Consider the following 19,054-nt stretch of genomic DNA (forward strand, 5'->3'; position numbering starts at 1 on the left):
GCCGAGGAGATAGATGAATTGTTAGGCCTCAAGGAAGAAGTAAAGGAAGATAACTTTGATGAGGAAGTGCCGGTTGAATCTATAACTCAGCCGGGAACTCTTTGGTTTTTGGGAAGACATCGCCTACTCTGTGGAGATAGCACCGACATAGAAGCTGTAGAAAAACTGATGGCAGGGGAAAAAGCAAACTGCGTTATTACTTCCCCGCCTTATGCTATGCAGCGAAAAGATGATTATGGCGGCATTCCCCCTGTCTTTGATAACGTAAAAGTTGACCACATAAGTTAAAAACGATAACGAAAAAGTTGACCACCCCAACCAACCTTTCCTGTAAGCTATGAGTTGTGCAAACACCAAAGCTGCAGGAGGAAAAGGAATGATTGGGATGGCCACCAAAGAGTATATCAGGAAAATGCATTTTGTTGAAGGAGCATCCATACGTTGGATATCCAAGGAGACCGGGCATTCCCGGCAGTACATACGCAAAGTGATTGCTGAGGAAGTGCCCACCATACCCAAATACACACTGACAAAGATCAAAGAAAAGCCGGTCATGGGGCCATACCTGGACATCATCACTAGCTGGCTGCAAGAAGATGAGAACCGGCCGAAAAAGCAGCGGCACACTGCCGCTAGGATATATGAACGACTGTGTGAAGAACATAGTTTTACCGGCAGCCAATCAACTGTCAGGCACTGTGTCAGGGAAATTAAAAAGCAATTAGGGAACGATAAACAAGAAGTCTTCATTCCTTTGCAATTTGAACTTGGCAGCCACGCTCAGGTAGACTGGGGTGAAGCCGAGGTCATTTTGCAGAGTAAAAGCCAGAAGGTCTATCTTTTCGTGATGAAACTATCGGGTAGCCGCGACCCGTTCATGGTAGCCTTTCCCTCAGCCCGTCAGGAGGCATTTTTTGAAGGTCACAAGCAGGCTTTCGAATACTTCAGGGGAATCCCTAAAACTATCGTATACGACAATCTGAAAACTGCGGTAGCCCGAGTATTACAGGGAAAGGATCGTAAAGAACAGGATGCCTTTATGGCCTTCAAAGCCCATTACCTTTTCGAGGCTGAGTTCTGTAATGTGAGGCGGGGAAATGAAAAAGGCCAGGTCGAAAACGAGGTAGGCTATCTTAGACGAAACATCCTGGTTCCTATCCCCGAGGTAGCTTCCCTTGACGAGCTAAACCAGTTGATACTGATGAAGCTTTCAAAGTTACGCCAGACCAGGATAGTACCTCATACTAAAAAGACTATTGCGGAGGTGTTTAAAGAGGAGAAACAATTGTTGCTGCCCCTGCCCCGGTACCCCTTTGACTGTTGTGTAGTGGTGCCTGCCAAAAGCTCCAAGGAAAGCACGGTGCGTTTTGATAACAACCGTTATTCAGTACCCAGTCGTTATGCCCGGTGCCGGATACATATCAAAAGCTATGTAAATGAAGTCCATATCTTCTACGAAGACCAGTTGATAGCAGTTCATCCTCGTTGTTACGAGCGAGGCCAGGATATACTCGACCTAAGTCACTATCTTGATGTACTGGAGCGCAAGCCATACGCCCTAAACCACGCCAAGGCTTTCAAAGAGGCGGGCTTGCCGGAGATATACCACCAGTACCTGGCTATACTCAGACAAAATAACGATAAAGCCAACCTTGAGTTTGTAAAAATACTAAAACTTAGAGTTAAACATGGGCCGGAGGTGATTGATGAAATTCTGCAAATGGCCATGGACTGTTCCGTTTATCACTATGATGGCATTAAAGCCCTGTTCGACAGCTTTGCTACGGCAGAATACTCGCCCTGTAGCATGAGCTGGGAACAGGTAAAGGACATATCTGAATTTAGCGTCAAACCGCCCAATCTCAGTTGCTTTGACCAACTTTTAAAGGGAGGTGCAGCATAGTAGACATTGAGGCAAGGCTCAAGGAATATATTAAGACTTTAAAACTACCCACTGTTGGCCAGAACTATCAAGAACTGGCTCGGCAAGCGGAAAGCGAGTGCTTAAGCTATGAAGAATACCTTCTTAATCTTCTGGAACGCGAGGTGAATAAACGAGAAGAAAACCAGGTAAGAAGGTTAATCAACCAGGCTAGGTTTCCCTTGAAAAAGACTCTGGACAGCTTTGATTTCGAGCAAATACCAAGCCTTAACCAACCCAAAGTACTAACCCTTTCCCGGGGCCAATTCATAAAGGACAAGGAGAATGTTATCCTGGCTGGCAACTCCGGTACCGGCAAGGCTCGGCTTGCGGGCTGTAGACATCAAGGACCTGCGGCTGGAAAACCTTAAATGGGATAAGAACACCATCGAGTTCGTGCAGAGCAAGACCAAGAAGCCAATTGTGTTGCCCATGTTGGAAGATGTGGGCTGGGCAATTATCGATTACTTGAAAAACGCCCGTCCCGTAACAGACTCACCCTTCGTGTTCGTCCGGCACAACGCGCCGTTTGAGGCATTCGGCATTAATGCCGCTCTAAACAGGATCCTTGTCACGCATATCCGCAGGGCGGGGGTCAAGGTGCCACGCGATGTGCCCAAGGGATTACATTCGCTTCGGCATACACTGGCAAGCACCCTACTGGAACAGAACACACCGCTGCCGGTGATCTCTGAAATCCTCGGTCACATGAGTGTTAATTCAACCGATGTATACCTGCATATCGATATCAAGAGGCTACGTCAGTGTGCCCTGGATCCGGAGGAGGTGTTTGATAATGTCGGGTAGGACAAGCCTTCCGGATATCATCGGTGATTACATTGCAGAGCAGAGGGCACTCGGCTACAAGTGTGACAAGAAAGAACGCTCACTACGTGAGGTGGTGAAGCTGTACCATGAGATGGGCTATTCAGGGCCTACCTTTGATAAGGAACTTGTCCTGAAGTGGACGGAAAAGCGATCCTACGAGTCCGAACGCAACCGTTCGCACAGGATCAGCATCGTACGGGGTCTGGCTGAATACATGATCAGACAGGGCTATACCGCCTATCTTTATCCGAAAAGATCGAGGCCATTTTGGCAAAGCAATTACCAGCCCTACATTTTTTCAAACAGGGAAATCGCCACTCTACTACAGCGGGCGGACAGTTGCACAGTCAGTATAGCATCTCCACACAAGCACTTGGTCCTGCCGCTGTTGTTCCGGATCCTGTATGGTTGCGGGCTAAGGGTGTCAGAAGCGTTAGCGTTGAAAAAGGAGGATGTGGATCTGGATGAAGGCATTCTGTTCATCAGGAAGGCCAAGTTCGGTAAGGAACGCCTAGTGCCATTGAGTCGTTCCGTACATGAGTGGTGCAGGGAATACGCGGCGGAGATGGAGAGATATCCTGTTTGGAAAGATTCCGCCTGTTTTTTCCCAGCGCCACATGGCGGAGAGTATTCCGGACGTACCGTGTATGCATACTTCAGGAAGTTCTTGTGGGAAGCTGGAATATCACATGGAGGACGGGGGAAAGGCCCACGGATCCATGATCTTAGGCACACTTATGCGGTTCATTGCCTGCGCAACTGGGTCAAGGCTGGCACGGATCTGACCACGGCAATGCCTTGCCTTTCCGCATACCTGGGACATTCCGGAATCAGAGGTACCCAGCACTACCTGCGCCTTACGGCGGAACTGTACCCGGATATCGTCAAATGCACGGAAGAGAAATTCTCCTGGGTGATGCCGGAGGTGAATGCGTGATGCCAGGCACGGATTTCGCCAAATACCTGACGGAGTATCTATCCCTCTATCTCCCCGGCCAGCGCAACATGAGTCCGAACACAATCAAGTCGTACCGGGATACCTTTCGCCTGTTTATCCAGTTCTGCCGCGACAGAAAGAAGATCAGGCCGGAAAGTCTTTCTTTGGCTATGGTGACAGATAAACTGGTCTGCGAATTCCTCGACTGGGTTGAAAAGGAACGGTTATGCGGCATTAGTACACGGAACCAACGTCTGGCTGGAATCCAAGCCTTTTTCCGTTACTTGCAGGCAGAAGTCCCGGATGGGCTTTTAATGTTCCAAAAAATCATCCATATTCCGGCCAAGAAGGGTTCCCATCAGCCGATGAATTATCTGTCGACCGAAGCTTTGAAGGAGATTCTGGCCAAACCGGACACGAAAACCAGCAGCGGTAGGAGAGGTCTGGCATTGATGACCCTTCTCTATGACAGCGGTGCTCGTGTTCAGGAAATCATCGACCTATCCGTTAGGGATATCCGTCTGGTAGAGCCCGCCACGGTCAAATTGACCGGGAAAGGAAGAAGAATACGATATGTTCCGCTTATGTCCAAAACCAAAAACATCATTGAATGCTATCTAAAAGAACAGAAACTTCTCGATAATACAGCATCTCTGGATAGACCGGTGTTTTTTAACCGGCAGGGCAAGAAGTTGACCAGGGCCGGAGTGACCCACATCATCAAGAAGTATTTTGCCAAAGCAAAGCTGGATGGGAATGCCTTGTTTCCGGAGATCATTTCGCCGCATGTTTTTCGCCACACCAAGGCCATGCATTTGCTTCAGGCCAATGTTAACCTTATCTACATCCGAGACTTTTTAGGTCATGTAAATGTCATCACAACGGAGATTTATGCGCGGGCTGATGCGGAGATCAAAAGAAAAGCTTTGGAACAGTCTTACCCTGAGTTGATTACCGAGGATATCCCCCAATGGAGTGAAGACAAGGATCTGATGAATTGGCTGCGGGACTTTTGCCGTTGAACTCTGATCGTTATGCAAAGTTAACAAACAACAGCCGCATGAATCATCTGGGCTGTTGTTTTCTTCTTTACATAACGAATAACTTTGCATAATTGCCGTTATGTAAAGCTTTACATAACGGCAAAACCCACTTGGCAATAGCCCTGGGCATCTGTGCCTGCCAGTTGCGCTACAAGGTTGGATTTTACACAGCCGCCGGATTGGTGAATGAGTTGACTGAAATGGAGAGTGAGAAAAGGCTACTAAAATACCAGAAACAATGGCTGCGCTACGATTTAGTGATCGTTGATGAGCTTGGCTATATCCCGTTTAACCGCCGTTCAGCAGAACTTCTGTTTCAATTCTTTTCTAGCCGTTATGAAAGAGGCAGTATGATCATTACCACCAACCTTGAATTCTCCGAGTGGAATCAGATCTTTGGTGATGAAAAGATGACTGCGGCTCTTTTGGATCGGATCACCCATAACGCCCATATCCTGATTACCAACGGCGAGAGTTTCCGGCTCAAACAGACCGTGAAGAGGCAGCGTCAGTCACGACCCGCCTAACTATTATTTTTTTACCCTGGGTGGTCAACTTTTTCATGAGCGCGGTGGTAAACTTTTTAATTGACAAAGACAATATTTCGGGGAATGGTGGAAACAGCTTTTTGGCGAGAGTGAAGGCAAGCAAGGTAAGGGCCTATTTCCAGCTTGTCTGAACTATACCACCGATTTGCACTCTATGGGTCAGTATATTCAAGAGGGCAGAAGGGATGTCTTCGAAACCGTCCTGAGGATAGAGAAATCGCCAGCGGAACTCACCCTGAACAGAGCCCAAGAGGATACGGGACTTGGTTACCTGGCCGGTAAAACAATGGGCTTTGTCAATGAACAGGCCTTTGCCGGGACTCTGGCTGCTCACGTTGACGGCGGAGTACCTAATATTGTCATCAATATACCGGAGTTATCGCCGCATTACTTTGGCTACATGGTGTATTTCTTCGAAAAAGCCTGTGCCATGAGTGCATATCTGTTGGGAGTTAATCCCTTTGATCAGCCGGGGGTGGAAGCCTACAAACGCAATATGTTCAAGCTCTTGGGTAAATAAAATGCGTTCTTTAATCTAATTCAGAAGATTTCACAATAAGGGTAAGCGGGGGAGTAGAATTTATGATCAGTCCGAGTATTTTTCGCCAGTATGATATAAGGGGAAGGGTGGGCACAGAGCTGGATAATGATACGGCAGCCCAAATCACGGCTGCCTTTTGTGCCCATATTCATGACAACGGCAGACACACGCTGATTGTGGGCAGAGATAATCGTGCTTCTTCTCTGCAATTTCGAGATATCGTGGTAAAGGTTTGCCTGGAAAATGGTATTGATGTTGTAGATATAGGAGCATTCCTGTAATGCTTAAGAACGATCTTTGAAAAAAGAGACGCCCATCAATACAATTGAATTGTGCTGATCCCCACAGAAAGGCACAAAACAAAAGATTGAGGAGGCGTCCCTATATGAAAAATACACAAAATCAAAAGATTTCGCAAATCAAATTTGAGACTCTGGTCGTTGGAATTGACATTGGCAAAGAGACCCACTACGCAAGAGCCTTTGATTACAGAGGGATGGAGCTAGCCAGGCTGCTGAAATTTAGCAACACAGACCAAGGATTTGAGCGATTGGGTCAGTGGATGCGTGATATATGCAAGCAGCAAGAAAAGACGGGTATCATCGTCGGCTTCGAACCCACAGGACATTATTGGTTTACGCTAGGGGATCATCTCAAACGCCAAGGCCATAAACTGGCCATAGTCAATCCGTTCCACGTCAAACGAACGAAGGAACTGGATGACAATAGCCCTACCAAGAACGATCGTAAAGACCCGAAAACAATCGCCATGTTAGTGAAAGATGGGCGTTATCGGGAAGTGTACATACCCGACGACCTCTATCAAGAACTACGAGAGGCGGTATCGGAACGGGAAAGGCTGCAGAAGCAATTGACTTCTATCTACAATCAGGTCGTTAGGTGGCTAGACATCCGGTTTCCAGAGTTTACAACAGTCTTTAAGGACTGGAGAAGAAACGCAGCATTGATAACTCTCAGAAGCTTTTCAACACCAGAGAAAGTTGTAAAACTAGGCGTAGATAGAATCGTAGAGACGTGGAGAAAGCAAATGAAGCGCGCCAGCCTTAAACGTGCAGAAGCACTGGTTAAGGTGGCAAGCAGAAGCGTAGGCCGAGTTAGCGGTAAAGTGGCCTCCGAGGCCAGCTTGCAAAACCTGCTAGCAGAATATGACCTGTATTGCCAGCAATACGACAGGCTAGAACAACTAATGCAGGAACTGCTGATGCAAATACCCAATGCTGACAAACTTTTGGATATCAAAGGGGTTGGCCTAATCACAGCAGCCACCTTTGTCGGCGAAGTAGGCGATATCAGTAGATTTCAAGACCCTAGACAAATACAGAAGTTAGCTGGACTCAACCTGGTAGAGAACAGTTCTGGTAAGCACAAGGGAAAGACCACTATCAGCCGTAGGGGTAGAAGACGCCTGAGGCACAGCTTATTCTTTTCCATGATCGCCATGCTGGGGAAAAACCAAGAGTTTCGGCTACTTCATCAAAGAAACCTGATGCGGGAAAACAATCCGCTCAACAAGATGCAGTCCATAATCGCACTCTGCGGCAAACTGATTCGGGTTTTCTTTGCAATACTAACCAAAGGCGTTGATTACAGCCCAGAGAAGATGCTGGGCGACATGGAGCAGTCAATTAGGATAGCTGCTTAAAAGGCAATGGGGTCATTTAACATAGCAATTGTTCCCACATCATTGCCAGCATGAAGAATGGCTACCCGCAGCCACTCAGTAAGTAGCGATGAATGAAGTTTCAAGAACCAAAAACACGATAAAACGGGAGCCGGGACAGTCAGGTTGAATTTATCCATAAGGGCAACGACCCCGCTTAGGAGCATGACTGACGTTCCACCTCTTGGATAGGCAGGACGAAGGAATTAAGGGCTTTTAGACCCAGGAAGACATGGGAGGTTTGCTGCCAGGAGATGGTGTGGAATCCCACTGGCCACAATACAAGAAACCAAGCGGCTTAGGGAACCATACTCACCATTATCCATAATTACACAAAGATGTAACAAACAAGAGATGGGCTGTCCGTAATCAAAATGAAATTGTGAGAAAACAAGCGATATCTAAAGTAAGGCTTAGTTTATTAAGGGAGAGGTTATTACTCCGGTTTTTTATTATGCTGCCATTCATCTGGGAATTGATGCCGGAATTATGATTACCGCCTCCCATAATCCTGGTCATGATAATGGTTTCAAACTGCTGCTGGGATCATCCACTATATATGGTGAAGAAATACAGCACATCGCCCGTATGGCAGAAGCGGGATCACACGTGAATAGCCTGACAAGCGGCCATCTGACGATTACGGATGTGACTGATGATTATTTGCAGGCTATTACTTCTCGCGTCCAATTGGGAGCGAAAAGCCTAAAGGTAGTAGTCGATTGTGGAAACGGAACCGCAGGGTATATTGCGCCCAAATTGCTACGTGGCCTGGGCTGTGAAGTGGTGGAACTGTATTGCGACTCTGATGCGTCTTTTCCGCATCATCATCCTGATCCGGTGAAGGTGGAGAACTGCCAGGACCTGATAAAAGTGGTACAGGAGGAGAATGCCGACCTGGGAGTGGGATTTGACGGAGATGGGGATCGGTTGGGAGTAGTGGCGCCTAATGGGGATATCGTCTGGGGTGACACCCTGATGATTTTGTTCTGGCGTGAAATCCTGGCCAAAAACCCCGGATTGGATTGCATTGTGGAGGTGAAGTGCTCTCAGTCCTTAGTCGATGAGATCCAGCGCCTAGGGGGCAGGCCGATTATTTATAAAACCGGGCATTCGCTGATAAAGGCCAAAATGAAGGAGATTGGAGCCATCTTCACCGGCGAGATGTCAGGGCACATGTTTTTTGCCGACGAGTATTATGGATATGATGATGTTCTGTACGCAGCAGCCCGTTTATTGCGGATTTTATCCAATAGTGAGCTGAACATTAGCGAATTGTTGTCCGATGTCCCGGTTTATTATGCAACCCCGGAGATCCGGGTCAAGTGCGGTGATAAAGAGAAGTTTGCCATAGTCGAGAGTGTATTAAACCATTATCGTAGATCACATCAAGTCATAGATATTGACGGGGCGCGCATTATATTCCCCGGTGGTTGGGGACTGGTTAGGGCGTCAAATACTGGGCCGGAGCTGATTATTCGCTGTGAAGGCAACACCAAAGAGGCGTTAGAGGAAATCAAGTCTGATTTGTTTCAGTTCTTGGCCAGCAATACTGTGGCTGATCTATCAGGGTTAATGATATAAGATTTATTGGAAGCGGACAGTTTGAATATGACATATAAACGTTTCATACTCTGGCTATTAGTAATATTTTGGATGGGGATTATTTGTTTTCTGTCGGCACAGACGGCAACTGAATCAAACCAACTTAGCGGTCATACTATCCGTATTCTGATTCCAATATTTATGCCGGAATTTATAGATATGTCGCAGGCTCAGCAGAAAGAAATAGTGGTTAATTTACAATATGTAGTCAGAAACATAGCCCACATTTTGATGTATTTTATACTGGGAATATTGTGCATGTGTACCCTAATTCCATATGAATTTAAGTTGAAAGTGAAGGTTATTACTGCCCTGCTAATTTGCACCGTTTATGCTGCGACCGATGAGTTACACCAACTTTTTATGGACGGCAGGGGGTTTCAGTTTTCAGACATTTTTCTCGATTTTTGTGGTGCACTTTTTGGGGTGCTTATGGTAGTGGGCCACCAATCCTTATGGCGAAAGCAAAGGGATTAGTGCACGGATTCTTACTAATGTCGCTAAAGCAAATCCGGATTGGTCGGTTGCTCTCTTGCGGTATTTTAATTCCGTGGGAGCCCATCAAAGCGGACTGACGGTGAAGTACCTATCGGTATTCCCAACAATCTTATGCCCTATATTACCCAAGTTGCGAAAGGCAAACTAGAGAAATTAAGGATTTTCGGTATGACTATCCGAAGGTGGATGGTATCCAGGTTATATCCTGCACAACTGAGTATGACAATTTTAATGCTGGGCTTTGGTGGCAAAATCGGGAGAACCTGAAGCGGGGAGCACTGGAGTATCTTAAATTGTTGAACTTTTACACAAGGGAGCAATTTGAGTTGTTGGTAAGCCCCGATTGACAGATGGTGACAGATGATGACATATGATGACAGATGGGGTGACAGATGGTGACAGATGATGACAGATGATGACAGATGGGGTGACAGATGGGGACGGTCCTTTTTTGTCAACGGTTAAGTTGACAAAAAAGGACCGTCCCCATCTGTCACCCCATTTCATGGGTCCTAGAAAGGTCCTTAATATTCAGACAAATAATTTTACCAAAATGAGACTGTCCGCCGGTTACAAAAAACAACAATATTCAATATAGTTGAGATAGAAAAATGTATTCATTAGGCGGAAAATATATGTCACATGAGGGGTTTGAAGATCTTAATAGCCAATATGCTGCAGAACGGCAAATGCATGTAATTAAACAGCTGCGGGAATTAAGTCAGCAAATCGCGTTAAGAAAACACTTGCTGGAAAACTACATGCATGATGTTGTCAGCCAATTTAAGGAAATGAAAGAAACGCCAGGCCGCGGAGTCAATAGTGTGAGAAGCGAGATATACGGCATACTGAAGAACACTTGTATTCCCACCGTGGTCCTAAAGGGTATGGAGATGGTACAGGGCAATTACAAAGCCCGTAGGATCTTTTGTGCGCCCCATGAATATTTGGAAGGAAAAAAGCTGGCCGATTATTTATCAGCACATGATGCGCGAAGTTTTTATGAGGCCTTTACCAACCGAGAATCATGCATAAATATTGAATTCGTCATAAACAGCTGGCAAGGCCTGCGCCATTGTCGGGGCAATCTGGTCTATAGCAGCATATTAGACGAGTTTGTTTTGCTTTTCAAGGATATTACCGCTAAAAACCGCATGGCGGAGCAGCTTGATCTGCAGTCATCATTCCACGATACATTGAGCCATGCTTTGACCAGTATACACACGGTTACCAACAACAATTTATTAAGGATATTTCTTGAGGACATTACTGCCGATATTGTGAAGTGGCTTAATATAGAACATTGCCACGTATGTATACTCAGTGATCATAAATTAATATATGCCAGTCATCCGCTCAAAGAAGACTTGAAGCAGAAATGCGACAAACAAATACTGAATTACTGGCTTTCTAAATTGAGATATTTTCCGCTGCATTATATACATCGTGGTTTCACCACCTCATCGTTAGAAGACCAGTTCTTGGATGCCAATAAGCTGGGATCGGCCATAATTCTGCCTATTCCCATGGGCAGCCAGGTGCCCGGCTATTTATGTGTCGGTTCCAAGCATACCGGCAGCTGGGCTTCAGCGGAAAAACTACTGCGCAATATTACCGCCATTATTTCCCTGGCGTTGCGCAAGACTGCTCTGCACACTCAAATCGAAGTGGCCAAGGGTTATTATGGCGCTGAAAAACAGGACCAATACCCACGGGGTGAATCCATGCCGCATCAAAAAGAACCAGCTGAGTATAGGCATAACTCGTTGAATTTGTCGGTGTAGTCTAACCCCCCTCGATAAATCCCTTTATATTCCGGAACCCTTTGGTTGCCGGAGAATTGCGCCATGTGGAAGTGTATTAAACAATAATCCTATCTAAGTCCTAAAACGACTGATAAATTACTGCCCAAAATCACAACCTTTGGATATTTACGCTAGGACCAATAATGAAATATATATATGTCAAGATAGAAGTGCGAGGTACCATGGGATGTCGAAAAATTCCTGTCACATATTGAGCTGTCATCAAAAGCTTATAAACACCCATCACAGACTGAACGAAGCCTTGCAGCAATTAGATAGAATCCAGCGAAAGCTTGGGGAATACCAAGAACTCTTTGATAATGCCCAGGAAATCATATATGTGCATGATTTGGAGGGGAAATTTCTTTCCCTGAACCGGGCCGGTGAAAACCTGCTGGGCTATAATCTGAAGGATACCCCGGATCTGTCAGTGTTTGATATTGTTCCTGAGGAATACTGGCCGGGAATAAAGGATTACATGCAGTGGGACCCGGGGAATCGCCGAAGCATTACCCATGAACTGGAGATTATTAATAGGGCTGGACAGAGAATACCCCTGGAGAATTGTCCGCATATTGTGATGCGGGACGGAAAACCCCACGTAGTGCAGGGTATCGCCCGCAACATAAGCAAGCGCAAACAAGCCGAAATGGCATGGAAGGAAAGCGAACAGCGTTTACACAGTATAATCAATTTCCTCCCCGATGCCACTTTTGTTATTGACATAGAAGGCCGGGTCATTCACTGGAACCTGGCTATGGAGGAAATGACCGGCATAAAAGCGGAGCATATGGTGGGCAGAGGCCAATATGAATATGCCTTGCCGTTTTATGGGGAAAGGTGTCCCATTCTGATCGATGAGATTTTGGAGCAATACCAGCAGCAGAGTATGCACTCCGCGCCGGCCGGACCTAACAGCAACGTTATCATTGGTGAACAATTCTGTCCTAATATCGGTCCCGAAGGGGCCAGATTGTTCGGCAAAGCTTCGACATTATTCGATGTGAACGGAAAAGTGACCGGGGCTATTGAATCAATCCGCGATGTAACCGCCCGATGGAAAACGGAAGCGGCTTTGCGCAGCAGTGAGGAGAATTTTAGAACCCTGGCTGCTTTAGCGCCGGCGATGATATTCGTCATTCAAAAAAGAAAAGTGATATACGTCAATAATGCCGCAGAAACTATTACCGGTTACACCCGGGACGAGCTTTTGGCCTTATCTCCCCTCGATATCGTTCACAGCAATTACCGGCAACGGGTGCTTTCTGCCTTTAGAACCAGCCCTGACAAAATCAAGCGTTTGCAGTTCGTGCTGGCGGCCAAGCATGGTAAAGATGTCTGGCTTGACCTGTCTACCACTATGGTTGAATTCGACGGCCAACCTTCTCTGCTTGGAGTAGCTGTAGACATTACCAAAGACAAAGAGGCGGAAAATGAGATACGTTATTTAAGCTATCACGACAAACTGACGGGTTTGTTTAACCGGGCCTATTGTGAAGAAATGATGAACCGCTTTGCGGAACCCCAATACATGCCGTTGAGCATGATCGTAGGCGATCTCAACGGATTGAAACTGATTAATGATGCTTTTGGCCACCACACCGGAGATCTGTTGCTTAAGGGGGTGGCCGAAGTCATGCAACGCTTCTGCCGCTCTCAGGACATAGTAGCCCGCTGGGGCGGCGACGAGTTCGTGATGCTGCTCCCCAACACTGATGAGATTAAGGCAGCAAGAATCGGCGCCGGCATCAGAACCGGCTGCCTTGAAGTGCCGGGGCTGCCGGTACAGGCAAGCATATCTCTGGGAATAAGTGCGCGCCGCGACCTGGAGCAGAGTGTGGAGGAGTTGAGCAAGGAAGCCGAAGACCGCATGTATCGGGCCAAGCTTTTGGATAGTAAAAGCAACCGCAGCCATTTTATGCAATCCCTGGAAAATGCCCTGGAAATGAGAAGCCACGAAACCCAGGTTCATACCGAGAGGCTGAGCAGGCTGGTAGAAGCCATGGGGCAGGCTTTGGCATTACCGTCAGCAGAAATCCACAATTTAATTCTGCTGGCCAAGTTGCATGACATCGGAAAAATCGCCATACCCAGCAGCGTGCTGGAGAAACCCGAGCCGCTGACAGCGGAAGAATGGGAACTGATGAAGAAACATACGGAAATCGGATACCGTATTGCCTTATCCAGTCCAGAGCTGTCGATGATCGCTGAAGCAATTCTGACCCACCACGAACGTTGGGATGGGACCGGCTATCCACTCAAATTGAAAGCCGAAGAGATACCTCTGCCTGCCCGCGTTTTGTCCATTGCTGACGCTTATGACGTGATGATCAGTGGAAGGCTGTATCAACAGGCGGTGTCCTGTGCTGAGGCTTTGCAGGAGATCAGCAGATGTGCCGGCACCCAATTTGACCCTGAACTGGCCCGGCGTTTCATTGATCTGGTGAAATACGATTTGGACATCCGTGCTGAAGCCCGGGGCTTATGATTAGAATCTTAAGCCCAGGTGCTAATCAACAAAATATGATAAAATACAACGTTAAATGGCCCATTCATACCGTTATAATACAGTATGTATTGAAAATATTCCATAATAGTAGTAAGATTGATCATTTAATGAGGAAAATCCTAAAAAAATCACATAAATTCGACGAAGTATAGGCCGGGAAAATGAGACCCATCGTAGATCAATACAACAATATTTACCTATAGTTTGCCGATCATAATTAATTCGAAGCGACGGTGAAACTGATGAAAAACAAAAATCTGCATCTTTTGAATAACTCTATCCTGGAATTTGAAAATCCGGGAATATATTATGACAGAATAAAAAACAGCCTGTTAAATATGAACGACACCGTTGTTTTAGACCATTTAAAAGAACAGGTATGTATATTCATAGAATTTGATGTTTACGCTTATGCCAATCTATCCCATAAACACTTCTTCGGTTCATCTATCGAAGACTTCACTGGAAAGACCATCAACCAGGTTTTTGAACCGGCTGCCGCAGAAATAATAATTGAAAAGCTCGATTTTGTGATTGAGCATAAAACAGAAATCTTTTTTAATGTGGAGTGTCAGGGCACACAGCCTCAGAGGCGCTGTCTGCAGATGAGATTGATTCCGGTTGTGGCCTTGAACAATACTGTCTCTTTCGTGATTTGCTTCGCCAGTGATATAACCGAGAAGGCGCTTATGGAAAATCAAGTGGAGCTTAAGGAACTGCGTTATCAGGATATTGTTGAGAATATGCAAGGTTTTATCATCCGCTGGCTGCCTGACACCACCATACTCTATGTAAATAATAGTTTAGCTTTACTTTTAGGCCATTCTCAGGAAGAATTGTTAGGCATTAAATTTATACACCAGGTAGATCAGATACAGCACCAAACAGTTGCGGATGTATTAGAGTCAATAAACCCGGATTTATCCAGTAGTATGAGACAATTATCCCTGACCGACGCCAATGGTGAAATAAAATGGTTGTGCTGGAGACACAAGGGATTTTTCGATGAGAACGGCAATTTACAGGAAATACAGTCAGTCGGATGGGATATTACCGAACATAAATTAAAAGAAATTCATTTGTTAGATAATTATAAAGAATTGAACAAGGCCATGAAAAAGAAGTCCGGCAAGCTGTATAAATACAAAACAAATCTTTTATTGGCAAAAAATCGGATAGAAACCTTAACAAATGAACTAAAACATTTTCAAAGGTTATCAACAAGTGTATTTAATAATGCCTTTTTTCCTATTGTACTGCTGAATGCAGACATGGAAATAATGGAGGGAAATAATTGTGCTCATTCACTATTATGTTCTCCATATGAGCACTTAGAAGGAAAGAAAATATTTACTTATTTGTCAGCGGTTGATGCTGAGCATCTCAAACAGGCCTTGCAGCAGGGCTCTGACTGCATTACCATGAAATTTAGTCTCAATTCCTGGCTAGGTCCCAAGTACTGCCAGGGCAATTTGATTACTGATCCCGAATTGAATGCAAAAATCTTTCAATTTCATGATATTTCAGCCACACATGAATTATCAGAACAGCTGGAATTACATACCGGCATTCAGGATATGGTTGGCAGCGTACTCACTAGGGCCAGGTTGGTTACCGACAACGATTTGCTGAAAAGGTTTCTGGAGGATACCATCAGGGAAATAACGGAATTGCTTACCATAGAATACTGCCAGGTAAACATCATCAGTAACAGTGAGAAGATAGATGTTCAGTATCCAGCAATCGAAAACATTGAAGAAGATAATGAAAGTATTGTTGACCGCTGGCTTTTCCTGTTAAGGAATAATCCCCTGCACTATATTAATCAAAGCTCTACAATTTCTGATGCCGAGAGCCAATTTATGGAGCAAAGGGGATTGATGTCAGTTCTGGTTTTTCCAATAATGTCTGATAACCAGCTGCTGGGGTATTTATGCATCGGATCGAAAAATAATCTCAATCTTTCCTTGTATGCTGAAAAGGCCTTGCGAAACGTCGCTGACATAATTGGGCAGATCATGGAAACGGTAAAACTGCGTATTCAAGGCGAGGTACTAAATAGGTATTATCAGAGCATCAATGAAAAATCTGAACAGAAATCGCAGCGATTTTTGCAAGAAATTATACAATCACTGATTATTACCATGAAAATGTTTGATATTTACACGGCTGAACATTCGCTTAGGACAACCCAAAGGGCGATGGCGATTGCTAAGACATTGGGTATGCCTGAAAAGTCTGTCCAGGCCATTCAAGCCGCTGCATCGATACATGATATCGGGAAAATCTCCGTTCCCCTTAGCATTCTGAAAAAGCCCGGCAAATTGACGATGGAAGAACAAAATATCATCAAGCGACACAGTAAGGTCGGATATGAGATTACTAAGAACATTGAGTTTTCAGGGCCGGTCTCCCAGATTATTTTGCAGCACCACGAAAGAATGGATGGAAGCGGTTACCCGGCGGGTCTGCGAGGAAGTGACATATTAATGGAAGCGCGTATTTTAGCTGTTGCCGATGTCTTCGATACCATATTGTTCCATGCCCCGTACCGTGATGGCTGGGGCAACAGGGCCGCACTAAAAGAGATTATTAAAGAAAAGGGCATTTTGTTCGATGAAGACGTGGTGGACGCCTTTATTGAGGTTGCGAGAACCGATGCTTACCTCCTCAATGTAAATAATAAAAAGGAGATTCGTATTGATGCGTAATATTATTGGGAAGTTAAAAAACAAGGTGTTATCCGGTGTATATACGGATACAGACTTTGCCGCCCAGAAGATAATGCAGCTTGCGGACCGCTACCGTTCAATTATCGACAGCCAATCTGATTTGATTTGCAGATTCGCATCTGATGGCACGATTACTTTTGCCAATGCAGCTTTTTGTGATTATTTCCATAAGGAGCAGGAAGAAATCTTAGGTATTAATGTTATGTCACTGCTGAACAAGAGTCGGGATGAATTATCCAGGCTGGTGGGAACTTTGGACAACAAACCTTCTGTGACTGAACTGCGGTGCGATAATAAGGGCTCCAGTGGGGAAATAAACTGGTGCCGTTTCATTTATACCAAAGTCTCTGATTCGGTCATAAAGGAAATACAGCTTATAGGTCATAAGGTGGATTGGGAAATAATGGGCGTTTCCTTGGACATGCACCACATTGAAAAGGCTGATCATATCGATGAGGCGCACGGTATTGAAGAGATTAATCATATCGATGAGGCGCGCGGTATTGATAAGGTTGATTATATCGATGAGGCGCGCGGTATTGAAGAGATTGATCATATCGGTGAGGCACACGGTATTGATAAGTTTGATCATATCGATGAGGCGCAAAAATTTAGCAACAACCCAGAGGCCGAATCTGAAGTATTTGAAGGAAACGTCTATGATATGGTTAGTTGGCCTGTAGTGGTGTTGGAGCCTGATTTGACAATATGCAGCTGTAATAAGATGTTTGCGGCCTTTTCCGGTTATTCGCGGGATGAAGCCATCGGTCAGGAACTGTTCTCTATTCTCGTTCTGCCGGATTTCTTGGAAATGCTGTCATACAGCGAATTGGCCAAGAAACCAGGTGATGCTGAACTTCAATGCGTTGACCGGTTTGGCAATATTCGTGACGTTATCATAAACACTTCCCGCCTTAGAAAAGATGGCAAGCTGGTTTTGTCATTTGTGGATGTTACCAAGAAATATGTTGATAATGATTTGATTAAAACCCTTAATAATGAGTCTATTATTGTGATTTGTAAGATTACTGGTACTGTCTTGGCCATAAATCGCAACTGTGAAAATGCTACCGGTCTTTACTGCGAACAGGTCAAAGGTATGAAGTATTGGGATGCTCTCTGCCTCGAAAGTGAAAGAAAGATTACTCAGCATATATTCAAGAATATCGTTGTTGATAAGGGGATGATAGAATCCAAACAGAACTGGAAAACTGCTACCGGAAGAGCACAAGCAATGGAACTGAAGAATTTTGCGCTGCTTGATCTGAATGGTAATATCGAGTACATTGTCATAGCCGGTAAAGTAGCGATCGATTAGATCTCGAAGCTGATTCCGAGTGCCGGTGCTTTCGTTAATTTTAGCAAATGATGTATGGTGTTGATGAGATCGGTTGATGTTACTGGAATTCCGTACCAACCGGTGAGGAGGGGCTGAGTATTTCATAAATGGCAATCATTATTAAACGCCTTCACTCTATAAATGCACTAGGCCATTTGCAATCCGATCAAGAATCCTTCTGTCCTTATATGGATTTAAAAAGCAGAACCGTTATCACTGGTTTTTCCCAAAGCGGCAAAACTGCCTTGACTAGACTTTTCAGAGTCTTGGAGCACCGGGATAGTCTAAGCGAATTCCCGGGGGCTGAATATGTATTTGAGTTGTCTGATGGAACCCTGGTCAACCAGTCGGCTGATTTAATTCCCCGTATAAGTGTCAAGGTGTTTAATGAGCAGTTCGTTGCTGAGCATATAAGCTGGGACGAAACAGACCATACCTTTACCTTGAAGGAATCAATCGACATCGATTTGTTTAATGAAAAGATGAGGTTTTTTTCGGGGTGCCAGGATATCAAGGTGTATCGTGACAAATGGGGTTTTAAATACTGGATTGGAAACGATGCCACCACCGGTGCAACCAAAGCCAGTTTGGAACGGCATCCTTTGGATGTGATTAACAAGACCGCCATAGCATTCGTATATTTTGCGGTAAGGTTGCATCAACAGGATATTATTGAAGACAGCGTTATTGTAATTGACGATCTGATCAACCCCCGGCATTTGGCCAATGTATTTGCCGCTTACCGGTTTGTGAAGGAAGAATTCTGGAACGCCGCCCAGTTGATTATTTTCGCTCATTATCCACTATTCTACAAACTGATCCTAAATTGGTTCGAAAAAGAGTGACAGATGGGGGTGACAGATGGGGACGGTCCTTTTTTGTCTACTTTGAAAAAGTTGACAAAAAAAAAGGACCGTCCTCATCTGTCACATTTGCATTCATATTGCAAGTTTAAGTTCATTAAGTGGTACGTTCAATGATATTGTAGTATTGTTTAACAGTGGAGCATTTGGTTGACAGTGATTTAGAATTACTTGAATGTGAAGCATAGAGAGCTAGTGTTATCG

At 45.1% G+C, this 19,054-nt stretch carries 15 protein-coding genes and 3 pseudogenes; all 18 read left to right on the top strand.

All coding sequences use genetic code 11. The annotated features are described in order from the left end of the window. Positions 1 to 288, top strand: a pseudogene (locus AC15IQ_RS08910) (hypothetical protein); the annotation flags it as partial. An 88-nt stretch (positions 289 to 376) separates the two neighbouring features. Beyond that, a complete protein-coding gene (gene istA, locus AC15IQ_RS08915; protein WP_483178636.1) occupies positions 377 to 1,903 on the top strand; it encodes an IS21 family transposase in 1,527 nt (508 codons plus the stop codon). A 74-nt stretch (positions 1,904 to 1,977) separates the two neighbouring features. Next, on the top strand, positions 1,978 to 2,292 hold the full coding sequence (locus tag AC15IQ_RS08920) for an ATP-binding protein (protein ID WP_483179042.1): 315 nt from the start codon (positions 1,978 to 1,980) through the stop codon (positions 2,290 to 2,292). Continuing rightward, on the top strand, positions 2,249 to 2,728 hold the full coding sequence (locus AC15IQ_RS08925; protein WP_483178637.1) for a tyrosine-type recombinase/integrase: 480 nt from the start codon (positions 2,249 to 2,251) through the stop codon (positions 2,726 to 2,728). Before AC15IQ_RS08920 ends, AC15IQ_RS08925 begins: the two co-directional genes overlap by 44 nt. Further along, complete coding sequence (locus AC15IQ_RS08930; protein ID WP_483178638.1) at positions 2,718 to 3,686, top strand: tyrosine-type recombinase/integrase; 969 nt, start codon at positions 2,718 to 2,720, stop codon at positions 3,684 to 3,686. Before AC15IQ_RS08925 ends, AC15IQ_RS08930 begins: the two co-directional genes overlap by 11 nt. Continuing rightward, on the top strand, positions 3,638 to 4,708 hold the full coding sequence (locus tag AC15IQ_RS08935) for a site-specific integrase (RefSeq protein WP_483178639.1): 1,071 nt from the start codon (positions 3,638 to 3,640) through the stop codon (positions 4,706 to 4,708). The genes AC15IQ_RS08930 and AC15IQ_RS08935 overlap by 49 nt, the downstream gene beginning before the upstream one ends. Before the next feature lie 92 nt (positions 4,709 to 4,800). Continuing rightward, positions 4,801 to 5,256: an ATP-binding protein gene (locus tag AC15IQ_RS08940; protein WP_483178640.1), complete on the top strand. Its 456-nt coding sequence runs from the start codon at positions 4,801 to 4,803 to the stop codon at positions 5,254 to 5,256. Positions 5,257 to 5,329: 73 nt separating this feature from the next. Next, positions 5,330 to 5,797: pseudogene (locus tag AC15IQ_RS08945) on the top strand (glucose-6-phosphate isomerase); the annotation flags it as partial. Between the two features lie 62 nt (positions 5,798 to 5,859). Then, a complete protein-coding gene (locus tag AC15IQ_RS08950) occupies positions 5,860 to 6,099 on the top strand; it encodes a hypothetical protein (protein ID WP_483178641.1) in 240 nt (79 codons plus the stop codon). Positions 6,100 to 6,203: 104 nt separating this feature from the next. Continuing rightward, positions 6,204 to 7,481: an IS110 family RNA-guided transposase gene (locus tag AC15IQ_RS08955; RefSeq protein WP_483178642.1), complete on the top strand. Its 1,278-nt coding sequence runs from the start codon at positions 6,204 to 6,206 to the stop codon at positions 7,479 to 7,481. Between the two features lie 453 nt (positions 7,482 to 7,934). After that, positions 7,935 to 9,083 carry a phosphomannomutase/phosphoglucomutase gene (locus AC15IQ_RS08960; protein ID WP_483179044.1) on the top strand — a complete coding sequence of 383 codons (1,149 nt, stop codon included), beginning with the start codon at positions 7,935 to 7,937 and terminating at the stop codon, positions 9,081 to 9,083. 27 nt (positions 9,084 to 9,110) lie between these two features. After that, positions 9,111 to 9,581: a VanZ family protein gene (locus tag AC15IQ_RS08965; RefSeq protein WP_483179046.1), complete on the top strand. Its 471-nt coding sequence runs from the start codon at positions 9,111 to 9,113 to the stop codon at positions 9,579 to 9,581. After that, positions 9,550 to 9,770: pseudogene (locus tag AC15IQ_RS08970) on the top strand (NAD-dependent epimerase/dehydratase family protein); the annotation flags it as partial. The gene AC15IQ_RS08965 and the pseudogene AC15IQ_RS08970, both read left to right, overlap by 32 nt. 467 nt (positions 9,771 to 10,237) lie before the next feature. Then, positions 10,238 to 11,386 carry a hypothetical protein gene (locus tag AC15IQ_RS08975; protein WP_483178643.1) on the top strand — a complete coding sequence of 383 codons (1,149 nt, stop codon included), beginning with the start codon at positions 10,238 to 10,240 and terminating at the stop codon, positions 11,384 to 11,386. 208 nt (positions 11,387 to 11,594) lie between these two features. Further along, entirely contained in the window at positions 11,595 to 13,895 is a 2,301-nt protein-coding gene (locus AC15IQ_RS08980) for a PAS domain S-box protein (RefSeq protein ID WP_483178644.1), read from the top strand. A 263-nt stretch (positions 13,896 to 14,158) separates the two neighbouring features. Next, the gene (locus AC15IQ_RS08985) at positions 14,159 to 16,627 is read left to right on the top strand and encodes an HD domain-containing phosphohydrolase (RefSeq protein ID WP_483178645.1); all 2,469 of its coding nucleotides are present in this window, start codon (positions 14,159 to 14,161) and stop codon (positions 16,625 to 16,627) included. Beyond that, positions 16,620 to 17,966 (top strand): PAS domain S-box protein, encoded by a 1,347-nt coding sequence (locus AC15IQ_RS08990; RefSeq protein WP_483178646.1) that lies wholly within the window; start codon positions 16,620 to 16,622, stop codon positions 17,964 to 17,966. The genes AC15IQ_RS08985 and AC15IQ_RS08990 overlap by 8 nt, the downstream gene beginning before the upstream one ends. Positions 17,967 to 18,094: 128 nt before the next feature. Beyond that, positions 18,095 to 18,832: an RNA-binding protein gene (locus tag AC15IQ_RS08995; protein WP_483178647.1), complete on the top strand. Its 738-nt coding sequence runs from the start codon at positions 18,095 to 18,097 to the stop codon at positions 18,830 to 18,832. The last annotated feature ends 222 nt before the right edge of the window (positions 18,833 to 19,054 follow it).

Origin of the sequence: Syntrophomonas sp. DTU019, assembly GCA_913757435.1 — a bacterium.
Classification (GTDB): Bacteria; Bacillota; Syntrophomonadia; order Syntrophomonadales; family Syntrophomonadaceae; genus DTU019.

Bases quoted from the DNA above. Each gene is read 5' to 3' on its own strand.
- istA (WP_483178636.1), top strand. From the start codon at position 377: ATGATTGGGATGGCCACCAAAGAGTATATCAGGAAAATGCATTTTGTT.
- AC15IQ_RS08930 (WP_483178638.1), top strand. From the start codon at position 2,718: ATGTCGGGTAGGACAAGCCTTCCGGATATCATCGGTGATTACATTGCA.
- AC15IQ_RS08935 (WP_483178639.1), top strand. From the start codon at position 3,638: ATGCACGGAAGAGAAATTCTCCTGGGTGATGCCGGAGGTGAATGCGTG.
- AC15IQ_RS08950 (WP_483178641.1), top strand. From the start codon at position 5,860: ATGATCAGTCCGAGTATTTTTCGCCAGTATGATATAAGGGGAAGGGTG.
- AC15IQ_RS08955 (WP_483178642.1), top strand. From the start codon at position 6,204: ATGAAAAATACACAAAATCAAAAGATTTCGCAAATCAAATTTGAGACT.
- AC15IQ_RS08965 (WP_483179046.1), top strand. From the start codon at position 9,111: ATGACATATAAACGTTTCATACTCTGGCTATTAGTAATATTTTGGATG.
- AC15IQ_RS08975 (WP_483178643.1), top strand. From the start codon at position 10,238: ATGTCACATGAGGGGTTTGAAGATCTTAATAGCCAATATGCTGCAGAA.
- AC15IQ_RS08980 (WP_483178644.1), top strand. From the start codon at position 11,595: ATGTCGAAAAATTCCTGTCACATATTGAGCTGTCATCAAAAGCTTATA.
- AC15IQ_RS08985 (WP_483178645.1), top strand. From the start codon at position 14,159: ATGAAAAACAAAAATCTGCATCTTTTGAATAACTCTATCCTGGAATTT.
- AC15IQ_RS08990 (WP_483178646.1), top strand. From the start codon at position 16,620: ATGCGTAATATTATTGGGAAGTTAAAAAACAAGGTGTTATCCGGTGTA.
- AC15IQ_RS08995 (WP_483178647.1), top strand. From the start codon at position 18,095: ATGGCAATCATTATTAAACGCCTTCACTCTATAAATGCACTAGGCCAT.